The following is a 14,760-nucleotide window of genomic DNA, read 5'->3' on the forward strand; positions in this document are numbered from 1 at the left end:
GGTCAGGGCCATTCGGTCAGGTGGGGGCGCTTCGGGGGGAGGCCGTCGCCGGAGGAGGTGCCGCGCAGGCGGCGGCCGACCCAGGGCAGCAGGTGTTCGCGGGCCCAGCGGGCGTCGTCGGCGCGGCGGGCGGCCGGGGTGACGGGTGCCGCGTGGGGCCAGGTCATGCGCCATTCGCCGCCGTCCGGGACGCCGAGGGCGGCGAGCACCTTGGCGGCGACGAGGCGGTGGCCGACCTCGTTGAGGTGGAGCCGGTCGGCGTTCCAGGCCCGCCAGTCGCGCAGGCCCTGCATGGACCACAGGTCGACGAGGCGGCAGCCGTACAGGTCGGCGAGGGATCGGATGTGCAGGTAGTAGGTGGCGAACTTGCCCCGGGCGCGGCCGAGGAGGGGGCTGTCGCGAGGGTCGACCCCGGTGAACAGCACCACGTCGGCGCCCGTGGCGCGCAGGTCGCGGATGGCCCGGGCCAGCCTGCCCGCCATCGCGTCGGGGTCGCTGCCGGGCCGGAGCAGGTCGTTGTTGCCGGCGCAGAGGCTGACCAGGTCGGGGCGCATCTCCACGGCGAGCGGCACCTGGTCGTCGACGACCTGGTCGAGCAGCTTTCCGCGGACGGCGAGGTTGGCGTAGCGGAAGCCGGGCGTCAGCGAGGCGAGGTGGTCGGCGACGCGGTCGGCCCACCCCCGGTAGGCGCCGTCGGGCCCCTCGTCGCTGAGTCCCTCGGTGAAGCTGTCGCCGATTGCCGCGAACGAGCCGTAGGAGGTCACGCCTCCATCCCTGCGATGGCCCGCAGGGCCAGCACGTAGGACTGGAACCCGAAGCCGGCGATGGTGCCGGTGGCGACCGCCGCCACGACCGAGGTGTGGCGGAACTCCTCGCGGGCCGCCGGGTTGGAGATGTGCACCTCGACCAGCGGCGCGGTGCGCTGGGCGATGGCGTCGCGCAGCGCGTAGGAGTAGTGCGTGAACGCCGCCGGGTTGAGCACCACGGAGATGCGCAGGTCGGCGGCCTCGTGCAGCCACGAGATCAGCTCGGCCTCGTCGTCGGTCTGCCGCACCTCCGCCGACAGGCCCACCTCGCGCGCGGCCTCACGGCACAGCTCGACGAGGTCTTCGAACGTCTGCGAGCCGTAGACGTCGGGCTCGCGGATGCCGAGCCTGCCGAGGTTGGGGCCGTTGAGCACGTAGACGGGTCTCATCGGACGACCTCGCGGTAGGCGGCGAGGAGGAGCTCCTCGGACGGGTTCTCCAGGCGTGCGGGGCGGGCGATGTCGTCGAGGACGACGAACCGGCGGGTGGCGCCGCGGTTCTTCTTGTCGACGCTCATGTGCTCGGCCAGGGCGGGGAAGGCGTCGGCGCGGTAGGAGGTGGGCAGCCCGACCGAGGTGAGGATGGAACGGGTGCGTTCGACCAGGCCGGGCGCGGCGTGGCCGGACAGCTCCGACAGCGCAGCCGCGAACACCATGCCGATCGCGACGGCCTCGCCGTGGCGCATGCGGTAGTGCTCGACGCGCTCGATCGCGTGGGCCAGCGTGTGGCCGTAGTTGAGGATCTCCCGCAGCCCCGACTCGCGCAGGTCGGCGCCGACGACGTCGGCCTTCACCCGGACCTTGCGCTCGATCAGCTCGCGGGTGTGGACGCCCTCGGGGTGGCGCGCGCCCACCGGGTCGTCCTCGATCAGTGTGAGGATCACCGGGTCGGCGATGAAACCGCCCTTGATGATCTCGGCGAGGCCGGCCACGTAATCGGGGCGCGGCACCGAGACGAGCGTGGCGAGGTCGCACAGCACCCCGGCCGGCGGGTGGAAAGATCCGACGAGGTTCTTGCCCTCGGGCGTGTTGATGCCGGTCTTGCCGCCGACGGCCGCGTCGACCATGGCGAGCAGCGTCGTCGGCACCTGCACGACCTTCACGCCGCGCAGCCACGTGGCCGCGACGAATCCGGCGAGGTCGGTCGTCGCGCCCCCGCCGACGCCGACGACGGCGTCGGACCTGGTGAAGCCGTGGCGGCCGAGCGCCGACCACAGGCCGGCGGCGACCTCGGCGGTCTTGGCCCGCTCGCCGTCGGGCACCGGCAGCGGCACCACGGTGAAACCGGCCGCCGACAGCGCCCCGCACACCGGGCGGGAGATCTCCGGCAGGGTCTCGGGGTGGATCACGGCGACCGTGCGCGCGCCCACCCCGACGAGCCCGGGCAGCTCACCGAGGACGCCTGTGCCCACCACCACGTCGTACGGCGGGTCGCCCTTGACGGTGATCCGGGTCGCGGTCACAGCCCGGCCTCCTTGACGATCGAGTCGGCCACCTCGTCGGCCTCGCGTCCCCCGGTGTTCACCCGGACGGTCGCCAGGCCCTCGTAGAGCGGCCGGCGTTCCTCCATGAGCGCGCGCAGCCTGCTGCGCGGGTTGAGCACGAGCAGCGGCCTCGCCTGCGCCAGGCCGACCCGCTTGACCGCCTCGTCGAGCGGCACCTCCAGGTAGACCACGGTGTGCCCCGCCAGCAGCTCGCGGGTGCGCTCGCTCAGCACCGCGCCGCCGCCGAGCGACAGGACACCGTCGTGCTCGGCCAGCGCGAGTCTGACGGCCTCCGCTTCAAGGTCGCGGAACCGCTCCTCGCCGTCCTCGACGAAGATGTCGGACACCGGCTTGCCCGCCGCCGCCTCGATGTCGGCGTCGGTGTCGCGGAACCCCGCGCCGAGCCGCTCGGCCAGCAGCCTGCCGACCGTCGACTTCCCCGAACCCGGCGGGCCGATCAGCACCGCCCTCGGCGCGGTCACTTGATCACCAGGGACGACAGGTAGCCCGCCACGTTGCGCGCCGTCTCCTCGACCGAGTCGCCGCCGAACTTCTCCGCCGCCGCGTCGGCGAGGACGAGCGCCACCATCGCCTCGGCCACGATCGCCGCCGCGGGCACCGCGCACACGTCGCTGCGCTGGTGGATGGCCTTGGCCGACTCGCCGGTCCTGACGTCGATGGTGGACAGCGCCCGCGGCACCGTGGAGATCGGCTTCATCGCGGCCTGCACCCGCAGCACCTCGCCGTTGGTCATGCCGCCCTCGATGCCGCCGGCCCGGTTGGTGACCCGCCGCACGCCCTCGGACGTGCCGACGATCTCGTCGTGCGCCGCCGACCCGCGCCGTCTGGCCGTCTCGAACCCGTCGCCGACGCCGACCCCCTTGATCGCCTGAATGCCCATCAGCGCGCCCGCGAGGCGCGCGTCGAGCCGCCGGTCCCAGTGGACGTAGCTGCCGAGGCCCGGGGGCAGCCCGTAGGCCAGCACCTCGACGACACCGCCGATCGTGTCGCCGTCCTTGTGGGCCTGGTCGATCTCCGCGACCATGGCCGCGCTCGCCGCCGCGTCGAAGCAGCGCACCGGGTCGTCGTCGATCGCGGCCTGGTCGGCGGGGCCGGGCAGCGTGCCGGCGGGGGCGGCCGCCGTGCCGATGGAGACCACATGGCTCACGATCTCGACGCCGATCGCCTGCTTGAGGTAGTTGCGGGCCACCTGGCCCAGCGCCACCCGCGCCGCGGTCTCACGGGCGCTCGCCCGGTCGAGCACCGGCCTGGCGTCGTCGAATCCGTATTTCTGCATGCCGGCGAGGTCGGCGTGGCCGGGCCTCGGCCGCGACAGCGGCGCATTGCGGGCCAGGCCCTCGAGCTCCTCGGCGGGGACGGGGTCGGCCGCCATGACGGTCTCCCACTTGGGCCACTCGCTGTTGCCCACCCGGACCGCGATGGGGGCGCCGAGCGTGCGGCCGTGCCGCACCCCTCCGACGATCGTCACCACGTCCTGCTCGAACTTCATCCGTGCCCCGCGGCCATAGCCGAGCCTGCGGCGGCGCAGCGCCTCGGCCAGGTCGGCCGTGGTCACCTCCACCCCGGCGGGCAGCCCTTCAAGGATCGCGACAAGCTCGGGGCCGTGGGACTCCCCTGCGGTCAACCAGCGCAACATGCCCCTAAGTCTTCCATGCGCGGTGCTGTGCGTGCTCCCCGGCCACGGGCCGGGGATCTTCTAGGGGATCAGCACGCCGGTCAAGCCGCCGAGGAGGAGGAACGGGCCGAATGCGAACTCCGTCGTCATGGTGGCCCTGCGCCGTAGAACGAGGCCCACGCCGTACAGGGCGCCGAGGAGCTGCCCGCCCAGGGCGGCGACCGTCCACGCCTGGGCGCCCAGCATGCCGCACACCATGCCGATCAGCCCGGCCAGTTTGACGTCTCCGAGGCCGAGCGCCGCCGGCCTGATCCACCAGAGCACGAAATAGATCCCGCCCAGCGCCAGCCCGCCGGCCAGCGCGGGCCCGAGATCGCCCGCGACCGCGATCAGGGCGGCCAGCACAAGGTAGGACGGCAGCGTCACGGTGTCGGGCAGCCTGTGCGTCCGGCGGTCCACCAGCGCCAGCAGCACGCCCGCCACCACCGCGTAGAGCCCGGCGGCCGCATGCGCCGCGCCGTACGGCACCGCCGCGCCGCCCGCTGGGGCGTACGGCCACAGGCCCGAGAAGCGCCAGACGACCGCCGCACACATCACCCCGGTGACCAGCTCGACGCCCACCCCGCGCCCCCGGAGGGCGGGCGCGCGGAAGGCGCCCCGGAACTCGGCCCACCCGCCCGGCTCGTCGCCGAACCCCGCCGCCGCCCCGCGCGCAACGCGCCCGGCGACGGCGCCCAGCAGCCCGGCGGCCACCGCCCCGACAAGCACCCCGACAAGCAGCCCGGAAAGCACCCCGCGACCCTACGGCACCGGGGACGGCCGCGGCGGCCGAACGCCGGGCTCTGAGTCGTCGCCGGGCCCTGAGTCGTCAGGGCGTACGGCGGAGCCACGGGAAGCGGCGTTTCCGCGCCGGGACCTCCTCGGGGCCGAGACGGGCGACGGTGACGCCGTGGACCGCGCCCGTGAGCGCCTCGGCGATCTCATCGGCCGGGCGGTCCATGACGGCCAAGGTGTGCAGAAGAGCGCCTTCCAGGACGAAGGAGACGGGCCCGGCCACGTCGAGGACCACCGCCGCGGCGTCCTCCTGGAGGGCCGCCCGGCAGACCTGCGGCCCGGTGACCTGGATGGGCCGCGCGTCGGGCCGCCACCTGGCCAGCGGCTCGACGCCGGTGAAGGCGATCACCGCCTCGCGGCCGTCCTTGCCGACCAGCTTCGGGAGAGCCATCTCGCTCTCCTTCTCCTGCTTGAGGCCGTGCGCCCCCACCTCGGACTCGGTGAGCAGGGCCACGACCGGCACCAGCAGCCGCGCCCGGCTGAGGGCCGCGACGACCTCCCCGGCCTCGGCCCGCCCCTCGGCGTGAGCCGCCAGAGCCGCCGCCACAGCGGCGTCGGCGCGGCCGTCGTCATCGGGGACCAGGGGCTGGGGAATGCTCGGCACGCCCCGAGCCTATCCCCGTCCCGCACCGGTCCCCGTCCCGACGCCGCGCCGCCCCGCCGCCGCGCCGCGCCGCCGCCGCGCCGGGCCGTACGGCATGAGCCCCGCTGCGCGGCGCCGTACGGCATGTCCGTCACCGCGGTGCCGGACGAGGGCGGTTCACCTGACGGTGACGTCGACGAAGACGGCCTTCTTCCCGGGGAAGGCGAGATCGCCGTGCTCGTTCAGCATCTTCCAATCGATCTTGCAGCGTCCCGGCTCCTTCGCCGCCGTGATGGGGGCCGAGATGTTGACCGCCTCGCCGGGGAGGGTCGGCTCGATCGGCACCCGCTCCGGGGCCGTGCAGGCGGTCTCGTTGACGCGCGAGAGGTAGCGCCCCTGCCAAGGCACGGTGCCGGTGTTGCGGATCCGCCAGATCTTCTCAAAGGTGGCGCCGCGATCCACCACGGTGCCGTCGGGATAGGTGACGTCCCATTCGAACAGGGAGTTGTCGCCCTCGGCCATCGCCTCCAGGGGCCGGTCTCCCAGGGCGACGGACAGGCGCGGAAAGAGGAAACCCAACCCGGCGATGGCCACGACCGACACCGCCGACAGCACGGTGTACAGCACGGGCCTGCTGATCCGGGACACCTTTCGCCGCGCCATCGGCTCATCGGCCGGCCAGTGCTCCACGGCATCCGCCGGGGGGTCGTGGACACCCACATGACCGTCGGGCCGGGCCTCCCCCTGAGGGCGCTCAGGAGCCTCAGCGCTGTGCGGTCCAGGCTCGGCGCCGACCCCGGCGGCGGGGACCGGCGCAGGCTCCGGGGCGGCGTCGCCCTGCCCGGCCCGCTCCCAGTGGGCCCGCCATTCCCGTCGCACCTCGTCGGAGTCGCCCCCCAGCCGGTCGACGGCGAGGACCCTGACGAACTCCCAGGTCGTCTCCCAGCTCGGAAGCACCTGCCCGCGCGCGGCTGCGGCGAGGGACGACTTCGAGGCCGCCGCCCCCAGCCGGGAGGACATCTCGGCGAAGGACGGCGCGCCCGCCTCGTCCTTCAGCTCCCACAGCCGGTGAGCCAGCAGGGCCACCGGCCCGGACTCCGGATCGGGACGGACGGGCTTGCGCCCCCGGGTCGTCCTCGACTCCGCGCTCCGTAGGCCCTGCGCGTCCTGTAGGCCCTGCGCGTCCTGTGAGCGCTGCGCATCCGGTGAGTCCTGTGCTTCGGCCATCGTTCACCTGCTTTGGTCAACTCGCCGAGCGACCCCGCGTGCGTCCCTCGGCCCTGTTTCTCTCCCGCTGAACCCGCCTTTGGACCCGGAAGGCTACCGGAATTCGCCAGTTGAAGGGCTTTGCGCGGCCTCGGGATCGGCGCGGAACGGCCGGCGCGGAACAGCCGGCGCGAACCGGGGCGCCTGCGGACCGCCATCCGCCCGCGCAGACGAACTCCGAAGAGAGCATCCATGCCCCCCACATCACCTCCGGTCCGATATCCGACTCCGGCCCGATGAATTCGCGTGGCCTTTTCCCGCACCTTTTCAGCGGGGCTCATCCCTGCGAAAAACCCCTTGTCGAGGCAATGGGAAAACGGGTCGTCCGCTCCCGATCGCGTCAGCCGGAAGGCCCGGAGGGACACATTTGGACAATGCCACCTGAACCCCGTCCGACCTGGGACATCGATTGTCCAGCCCAGCCGTGGACAATGCCTGGACGCGCAACGCCCGGTTTCAAGTTGCGACCGGCGGCCGGAATCTTCCATAGTCGTTGCCGCAAGCAACTCCCCCACCCGGCGAAAACCGCCCGGGAAATCCGAGCCACGATCGGGGACCGCGGAAGAACGGGGGTCGATCCGCAGCGTCAAAGGGCTAAGGCCCGCCCCGGTGCTCACTTTTCTCAGACAGTATTTCGACTGGCAATTGGAGAGAGACATGCGTATCGCAACACTCGCCGGCGCGGCGGCCTCCGTGGGAATCGCCCTCACGATGCTGTCCGCGCCCGCCTCGGCGACGGCTCAGGGCGGTACGACCGCGCCGCAGGCGGTCTCGGCCGCCGGCGCGGCCACGAGTGCCGTGGACGCCCAGGCCGTCAAGCGGGCGAGCATCAAGTGCACCTCGCCGCGGGGCAAGAAGACCAACTACTCGTGGGGCACGGGAAGCTGGAACTCGACCACGGTCTACTTCAACAACCACTGCTCCCACAAGGTGAAGGCCAAGCTCCACTTCAAGTCCCAGAGCGGCCGCGAGAACGCCACGAAGTGCCTCAACACCAACGGCGGCACCAACGGCAAGAAGAAGTTCTCGATGACCCGCTACCAGCTCGTGAAGATCACCAAGGGCTGCTGAACCCCGCGGCGGCGTTGACCGCGGCGCCCTGACGCCGGCCTTCCGGGAAGCCTTTCTGCTTCCCGGAAGGCCTGCTCCTCTTCACCTGCTCCTCTTCACCTGCTCCTTTTCACGGCGGCGGCCGGGAGGACTCACGTCCACCCCCCTCGTGCCGAGCACCGCCTCACCCCGGAAACCCGTTCGGGAATGGAGATCACCATGCGTTCGATCACGCTCGGCGTCTCGACCGCCACGGCGGGGCCGGCCGCTCGCCCTGCTGCCCGCGCCCACCGCCTCGGCCGCGGTCCAGGGCATACGGTAGGGGAGGAGTGACCAATGCGCCTCCATCGCCTCGCTACCACCGTCACCGTCGTGGGAATCGCGCTCATCACCGTGGCCGGGTCGTCCGCCGCGACGGTGAGCGTCCCCACCGGCATCGCCCCCGCAGGCGTGTCCGCGGAGGCCAAGCGCTCCGCCACCATTCCCTGCACCACTCCGCGGGGTGAGAAGGCCACGTTCTCGTGGGGGCCTCCTGCCCGCACCACGGTCGGCATCGCCTACCGCAATCCCTGTACGCACACCGTGAAGGCGACGCTCCGCCTGAAGGCGCGCAACGGCCGGGTCAAGGTGCCCTGCTACGGCTTCGCCGCCGAACGGAGGGGTGTGCTGAAGATCGCCGGCTACAGCCTGACCAAGCTCACCCGGGGATGCTGACGTGTTCCCGCACTCTCCCGGCGGCCACGCGAGGCGGTCACCTCGAAGGCCGGGGAGCGCCACGGCTGCGGGCGTCAGCGGCTCACGCACCGTCGTCTTCGCGACGGAGCGGGCCGCGGTCTCCACGACGGAGCGGGATGCGGCCTCCAGGGCTCACGGCCGTGCCCCTAGGGCGGATCACCCTCAGTCTGCTCTTGCCGTACAAATCCGCTCACCTGCGGATTTAATTATCCAAATGGGTTTGGACAATGTTTGGCCGTACGGGGCGGGGGCTCGCCTTGCCAGACGGCCGGGCGGCTCGGCATAGTCGAGCCGTACCTCACCGGGAGTCACCGGCGAGCCGGGGCGGGCGTCCAGGGACGAACGCCACCGGGTGAGGACGACGAGGTTCCGGATCACGCCGCGCGCACGCGTGTCCGGCGTGCGCCGACATGGTTTCGGACGCCACGCCGCACTGGGCGCCGACTGTACGGTCGGGACGTTTCGGCCGACGACAGGGGCGGGCCGGAGCGTGCGCGGACGTGGGCCGGGGAAGCCCGGAACCTCGTCATGAGCGTGGGCCGCATAAGAAGGGAGCGAGACCAGGCGGGGAATCGCCGGCCTTCGGCGGCCCTCGACGGCGCGAGGTTCACGGGGGTGGATCCGCGTGCCGCGGCCGGGGCGTTCCGCATACGGGGAGCGGAACGCCCCAGCCTGAACACTCCGGCCGGAACCTCCGGCCTGAACGCCCCGGCCTGAACGCCCCTGACTGAACACTCCGGCCTGACCGCTTAGCCGAGGTCCGCGATGGCGATGACGGGGCCGCCGCCAGAGGGGCCCTGGTGGACGGCGGCGACGGAGACGAAAACGGCGGGGTCTCCGGTGACGGAGGCGGCGACGCCGCCGACGGTCGCCTTGATCTGGCGGTGCCAGTGCACGTCGGAGTCGTCGAGCATGATGTTGCGGCGCCCGCGTACGCTCCCGGAGGGGTCGGCCTCGCACTTCATGAAGACGTTGACGAGCCGGCCGCCCAGGTCGCTGGTGTGGGGGCGCTCTGGCAGGTCGATGCCGCTTCCGCGGATCGCCTCCCAGATGCCGTCGGCGTCGAGCGCGTCCTTCATCACGCTGTGCCCGATGCGGTAGCGCCCGCCGATGCCGCGCACGTTGCCCACGACGACGATCTGGGCGCGGTCGAGCTCGACACCGCTGGAGCAGGAGGCGACGCTGGAGTAGAGGCTCAGGTCGCGGTGGATCTGCTCGGCGGTGGGCATCTCGATCTCACCGAGGGCCACGGCGATGCCGAGGGCGGTGGTGGAGTTGGAGATGTCCATCGACGGCCCGGTGTCCTCGGTGACGACGTCCTGTCCGCGGCTCTTCGCGTCGTTGATGGTGGCGAGGGTGAGCAGCGGCGTCTTGGTCTGGACGTAGTGGACGTCGGCCGGGTCCTCGATGCCGGCGGCCTTCATGGCCTCCAGCACTCCGGCGGCGACCTTTTCCACCATGGCGGGCCGGCCGATGTCCTCGGGCAGGATGACGTCGCTCATCGCGACGCCGACGGAGACCCGCGGCTCGTCGCTCGCCGGGGCGCGGGAGGGGTCCACGGTGGCGAAGACGGTGGCGTGCGGGCTGAGCACGCCGTCGGTGCCGCCGGACCACACCAGGGGCACCTGGGCGACCTCGTCGGGGGTGCGGGTGCCCTTGGCGATGAGCACTTCGCGGAAGGCCCGGTCGGCGAGAATGCGGGTGTAGTCGTTGACCCCGCCGTTGCCCTCGGTCTTGCCGATCACCGCGAGCACCCGGTCGGCCTCGATGATTCCGGCGTCGATGAGTTTCGCGAGCCCGGAGGCGTCGGTCACGCTCTCGATGGCCACCTTGCGCACTTCAATCGGATCCGGCATGTTTTTCACCTTTCACCATGCTTTAACGTCATATCGCAACTCGGGTGCCAAAATTTCCGGTTAGCGCCTCGCCGATCATGTCCAGCGTCGTGATGATCGCGCGCCGACCGGGAACGGCCGCGAAACGCAGCGCCGCGTCGACCTCGGGTCCCATGCTGCCGTCGGCGAAGTGCCCCTCCTCGGAAAGGACACGCAGTCCGCCGCGCCGATCTCGCCGATGGGCCGCGCCGCGTCCATGCCGTACCCGGCGAACGCGTGGGGCACGTCGGTGGCGATCAGCAGCACCGTGCACCGTACGGCGGAGGCCGGCATCGCCGCGGCGAGATCCCTGTCCACCACGGCCCCGACCCCGCGCAGCGTCCCGTCCGAGCCTCGGGCCACCGCTCCGGCCTGCGGCGATGCCTGAGGATTCGCTCACAGCCATCTCCGCTCCAGCTCGTTCGGACAGGAGTGGCCGTCGCGCCCTGCGCCGTGTTTCCTGCCGCGTTTCCTGCCGTGTTTCCTGGTTTCCTGCCGCGTTTCTCACCTCAGCGCGACGCTAACGGTCCGCTATGCGGGGACTCATGATCACTCTTTGCCCAAGAAAGCCGGTTTCTTCGGCATGTTCCACGAGAGCGAGGCTGTGAGCTTGCACACATCGGAACATCCCACGAATCCGACATTTCGCATTATTGGGCCCCCGGGCGGGATATTTCCCATTCAAGCGTTACGCACAGTTAGTTGATTATTTCGCTACCCATCGGTTCTCGACTCGAAGCCCCAGATCACCCATTGATAAGTTTGTTTTCGAAAAGGTCGTGCAAGCTGACAGAATCGGGGACTTCGGCATGCCCGCATTGGCAACGAAGCCAACGACCGCCTCCCCGGACGAGACGGTCTCACGTCTTCCGGCACCACCGGACGACACAGAAATAGCTCTTTATTTCGGTCCGCAACGCCGCTGGGTGCTGCTCACCGTACCCATATCGCTGATTCTCACCGCGGGGACCCTCTATCTTTTCTCCACCCGCAGCCCCGCCCTGTGGCCCTTCCTCGCCGCACTCGCCCTCAACCTGACCGGCTGGGTGCTGTCGCTCGTCGACGGCCAGCGCCAACGCCGCACGAGCTGGGAGTCCCACCAGCTCCTGGTCCGCGCGTGGCGCCCCAAGCGCGCGCCCAGCGTGGACGTCTTCCTCCCCACGCGCGGGGAGCCGATGGCCATTCTCCGAAATACGTTCCATTACGTCGGAGGATTGGCGTGGAACGGTCCCGTCACCGTCTGGGTCCTCGACGACGCGGGCCGTGAGGACGTTGAGGCCCTCGCCGGGGAATTCGGCTTCCACTACAGCGCACGCCCCGACCGGGGGCACCTGAAGAAAGCCGGAAACCTCAATCACGGCCTCTCGATCAGCGACGGTGAGCTGATCGCGGTGTTCGACGCCGACTTCTGCCCGAGGCCGGATTTCCTCACCCACCTCGCCCCCTATTTGGAGGACCCGACAACAGCCATCGCGCAGTCGCCCCAGTATTTCGACACCGACGCGTCGATGAACTGGCTGGAGCGTACGGCGGCGGCCAGCCAGGAGCTCTTCTACCGCTGGCTCCAACCCTCCCGCGACGCCGACGGCGGCGCGATCTGCGTCGGCACCAACGTGCTCTACCGGCGTTCCACGCTGGAGGCGATCGGAGGCTTCCCCCGCATCGACCACAGCGAGGACATCTACACCAGCGTCGAATTGATGAAGCACGGCCTGCGCACGAAATACGTGCCCGTGCTGCTGGCCAAGGGGCTGTCCCCCGACAACATGGCCGCCTATATCGCGCAGCAGTACCGGTGGGCGATGGGGTGCCTCAGCCTGCTGTTCAGCCGCGACTTCCACACGACACCGATGGAATGGCGGGTCCGGGTGTCCTACTGGTGCGGCTTCCTGAGCTACTTCGTCTCCGCGCTGAACATCCTGGCGGTGCCGCTCCCCGGTCTGATCATGCTCTTCTTCCACCCGGACGAGGTACGCGCCTGGCACATGATCCCGTTCCTGGGCCCGCTGTGGATCGCCCTCGTCCTGTTCCCCGCGGTGTCGGTGAGCAGGTGGCGCTTCGAGGTGATCCGCGTGCAGACGCTCTACGCCTACTGCCACCTGATCGCCATCTGGCACGCGCTGCGCGACCAGGCCGCGGCCTGGGTGCCGAGCGGCGCCGGCGCCGGGCGCTCCCGGCTCGTGTCGCAGGTCGGGTGGCTCGCGTTCGTCTGGTTGACCGCCACCACCGCCGCCACCTGGATCGGCATCGCCGTCCAGGCCCCCGTGTACGGGTGGGGCGAGTACTGGGCCATGGCCGCGTTCGCGGCGGCCACCTCCTACATCGCCCTCCCCCTTATCCGAGACCTCTGGAGAACGCTCCGTTGAACCGCATGACGTGGCCCGAAGCCCTGGCCATCACCGCACTGCTCCTACTCGGCGCCCTGGTCGCCTCCGGCTGGGCCGTACTCCCCCCTCTCATCCCATGAGGTTCAGACCCGACATCGAGGGGCTGCGGGCCGTCGCCGTACTCGCCGTTCTGGCGTTCCACGCGACCGTCCCCGGCCTGACCGGCGGCTTCGTCGGCGTCGACGTGTTCTTCGTCATCTCAGGGTTCCTGATCACCGGGCTGCTGCTGCGCGACGTGGCGGAGCGCGGACGGTTCTCCCTCGTCGACTTCTACGCGCGGCGCGCCAGGCGGCTGCTGCCCGCGGCGGGCATCGTGCTGATCGCGACGGCCTTCGCGGCCTGGCTGGTGCTGCCGCCGCTGCGGGCGCCGGAGGTGGCGGGAGATGTCATCGCCGCCGCGCTCTACCTCGCGAACTGGCGGTTCGTCGCGGCCCAGACCGACTACCTGGCCGCCGAATCGGCCCCGAGCCCGCTGCAGCACTACTGGTCGCTCGCGGTGGAGGAGCAGTTCTACCTGCTGTGGGCGCCGCTGCTGCTGGTCGTCGCGCTGGCCGCGCGCCGCTTCGCGGTGCCGGCGATCGCGGCGGCGACCGTCGCCATGACCGGCGGCTCGTTCGCCCTGTCGACCGTGTGGACCGAGATCAACGGGCCTCTGGCGTACCTCGCCTCCCCCACCCGCGCCTGGCAGTTCGGCGTCGGCGCGCTCGCGGCCGTGGCGCTGCACTACAGCGCGCGCTACACCAGACACGACACCGGGCGCCGCGAAAGCCGTACGGCGCCGGCCGTACGCCTCGCCGGCGCGGCCCTCGGCCTGGCCGGCGCGTCCGCGGTGGTCTGGTCGGTGGCGGCGTTCGACTCCTCCACGCGCTACCCCGGGCTCGCGGCGCTGGTGCCGACGCTCGGTACGGCGGCGCTGATCCTGTTCCGCTCCCCCGTCTCCACGCTCCTGTCGACCCGGGTGCCGAGAGCGATCGGACGGCTGTCGTTCTCCTGGTACCTCTGGCACTGGCCCGTCCTGGTGATCGCCGAGGCGGCGACCGGCCCCCTCGCGTGGCCGTGGCGCGTCGCCCTCATGGCGCTGTCGGCCCTGCCCGCCTACCTCACCTACGCACTGGTGGAGAACCCGGTCCGCTTCTCGCGTGTCGTGGCCGAACTACCGCGCCGGGGACTGGCCGTCGGCAGCGCGGCGATGACGCTCCCCGTGGCCGCGGCGCTGCTGCTCAGCGGCGGCGCGGTGCAGAGCGCCGCCTCCCCCGCGCAGGCCGCGGTCGCACGGCAGTCGGCGACGCTCGACCCGGGCGCGGCGCAGGCGGACTACCCTCTGTCGCGGGGCTGCGAGATCGAGCTCACGGCGGTCACGAGCCCGCCGTGCCTCTTCGGGAACCCGGCGAGCAAGGACAGGATCGTGCTGATCGGCGACTCGCACGCCGGGCAGTGGTTCGCGATGGCCGAGCACATCGCGGTGCGCCGGGGCTGGGCCCTTGAGGTGCTCACCAAGCCGGGCTGCCCGCTGGCCACGCTCACCGTGACCGACCCGCGCCTCGGGCGCGAATACCGCGAATGCAACACCTGGCGGGATTACGCCTTCGACCGGCTCGCCAAGGGTCCCGTGCCGCGCCTGATCCTCATGGCCTCGCTCAACACCTACACCTCGGACCGCAACGCGCTCGCCACCGGCTGGGACAGCACACTGGCCCGGCTGCGGGCGCTCGGTCCGCCGCTGGCCTACCTGCGCGGCACGCCGGTCCCCGGCCTCGACATCCCCGAGTGCCTGTCCGCCAAGCCCCTCGCCCAGTGCGCGTTTCCCCGCCGCGTGGGCCTCCCGCCCGACCCGCTGGCCGAGGGGATCGACGACAAGCGGTGGCCGGGGATGTCCACCGTGGACGTCACCGACCTGCTGTGCCCCGGCACCGGGCCGGCGTGCCCGGCGGCGCTGAACGGCGTCGTGCTGTACCGCGACAACGCCCACATCACCAACACCCTGGCTGTACGGCTCGCGTCCCGGATCGAGCGCGACCTCGAAGAACTCGACCTGATCCCCGCGGTCCTATGAGACGCGGTCCTATGAGACGCGGTCCTATGAGACGCGGTCCTATGAGACGCGGT

The 14,760-nt window shown here is 71.4% G+C and carries 14 protein-coding genes; 5 read left to right on the plus strand and 9 right to left on the minus strand.

The features are described 5' to 3' along the window. Window positions 1-2: 2 nt before the first annotated feature. The 8 genes from BLQ73_RS01445 to BLQ73_RS01480 form a co-directional block, all read right to left on the minus strand. Window positions 3-764 carry an SGNH/GDSL hydrolase family protein gene (locus BLQ73_RS01445; RefSeq protein WP_093167379.1) on the minus strand — a complete coding sequence of 254 codons (762 nt, stop codon included), beginning with the start codon at window positions 762-764 and terminating at the stop codon, window positions 3-5. Beyond that, window positions 761-1,195: a type II 3-dehydroquinate dehydratase gene (aroQ, locus tag BLQ73_RS01450; protein WP_093167381.1), complete on the minus strand. Its 435-nt coding sequence runs from the start codon at window positions 1,193-1,195 to the stop codon at window positions 761-763. Before aroQ ends, BLQ73_RS01445 begins: the two co-directional genes overlap by 4 nt. Continuing rightward, window positions 1,192-2,268, minus strand: a complete 1,077-nt coding sequence (gene aroB / locus BLQ73_RS01455; RefSeq protein ID WP_093167383.1) for a 3-dehydroquinate synthase — start codon at window positions 2,266-2,268, stop codon at window positions 1,192-1,194. Before aroB ends, aroQ begins: the two co-directional genes overlap by 4 nt. Next, window positions 2,265-2,771, minus strand: a complete 507-nt coding sequence (locus BLQ73_RS01460; protein WP_218125570.1) for a shikimate kinase — start codon at window positions 2,769-2,771, stop codon at window positions 2,265-2,267. Before BLQ73_RS01460 ends, aroB begins: the two co-directional genes overlap by 4 nt. Next, window positions 2,768-3,946 carry a chorismate synthase gene (gene aroC, locus BLQ73_RS01465; RefSeq protein ID WP_093167385.1) on the minus strand — a complete coding sequence of 393 codons (1,179 nt, stop codon included), beginning with the start codon at window positions 3,944-3,946 and terminating at the stop codon, window positions 2,768-2,770. The genes BLQ73_RS01460 and aroC overlap by 4 nt, the downstream gene beginning before the upstream one ends. A 60-nt stretch (window positions 3,947-4,006) precedes the next feature. Next, the gene (locus BLQ73_RS01470; protein WP_245690672.1) at window positions 4,007-4,717 is read right to left on the minus strand and encodes a prepilin peptidase; all 711 of its coding nucleotides are present in this window, start codon (window positions 4,715-4,717) and stop codon (window positions 4,007-4,009) included. A gap of 76 nt (window positions 4,718-4,793) precedes the next feature. After that, the gene (locus BLQ73_RS01475) at window positions 4,794-5,363 is read right to left on the minus strand and encodes an SseB family protein (RefSeq protein WP_093167387.1); all 570 of its coding nucleotides are present in this window, start codon (window positions 5,361-5,363) and stop codon (window positions 4,794-4,796) included. A gap of 156 nt (window positions 5,364-5,519) precedes the next feature. Next, a complete protein-coding gene (locus BLQ73_RS01480; RefSeq protein WP_143020071.1) occupies window positions 5,520-6,569 on the minus strand; it encodes an NBR1-Ig-like domain-containing protein in 1,050 nt (349 codons plus the stop codon). Window positions 6,570-7,265: 696 nt separating this feature from the next. Between BLQ73_RS01480 and BLQ73_RS01485 the strand changes: the two genes are divergently transcribed. Next, entirely contained in the window at window positions 7,266-7,679 is a 414-nt protein-coding gene (locus tag BLQ73_RS01485; protein ID WP_093167391.1) for a hypothetical protein, read from the plus strand. 315 nt (window positions 7,680-7,994) lie between these two features. Continuing rightward, window positions 7,995-8,372: a hypothetical protein gene (locus tag BLQ73_RS01490; protein ID WP_093167393.1), complete on the plus strand. Its 378-nt coding sequence runs from the start codon at window positions 7,995-7,997 to the stop codon at window positions 8,370-8,372. Window positions 8,373-9,142: 770 nt separating this feature from the next. Here BLQ73_RS01490 and bar read toward each other — a convergent pair. Next, window positions 9,143-10,249, minus strand: coding sequence for a barbiturase (gene bar, locus BLQ73_RS01495; protein ID WP_093167395.1), 1,107 nt, complete (start codon window positions 10,247-10,249; stop codon window positions 9,143-9,145). A 169-nt stretch (window positions 10,250-10,418) separates the two neighbouring features. Here bar and BLQ73_RS01500 point away from each other — a divergent pair, with 169 nt between their 5' ends. From BLQ73_RS01500 to BLQ73_RS01510, 3 genes are all read left to right on the plus strand, one after another. Continuing rightward, window positions 10,419-10,655, plus strand: coding sequence for a hypothetical protein (locus BLQ73_RS01500; protein WP_143020072.1), 237 nt, complete (start codon window positions 10,419-10,421; stop codon window positions 10,653-10,655). Between the two features lie 538 nt (window positions 10,656-11,193). Then, a complete protein-coding gene (locus tag BLQ73_RS01505) occupies window positions 11,194-12,633 on the plus strand; it encodes a glycosyltransferase family 2 protein (protein WP_245690674.1) in 1,440 nt (479 codons plus the stop codon). Window positions 12,634-12,730: 97 nt separating this feature from the next. Further along, window positions 12,731-14,707, plus strand: coding sequence for an acyltransferase family protein (locus BLQ73_RS01510; RefSeq protein WP_093167399.1), 1,977 nt, complete (start codon window positions 12,731-12,733; stop codon window positions 14,705-14,707). Window positions 14,708-14,760: the final 53 nt, after the last annotated feature.

The organism is Sinosporangium album, from assembly GCF_900100605.1.
Taxonomy (GTDB): domain Bacteria; phylum Actinomycetota; class Actinomycetes; order Streptosporangiales; family Streptosporangiaceae; genus Sinosporangium; species Sinosporangium album.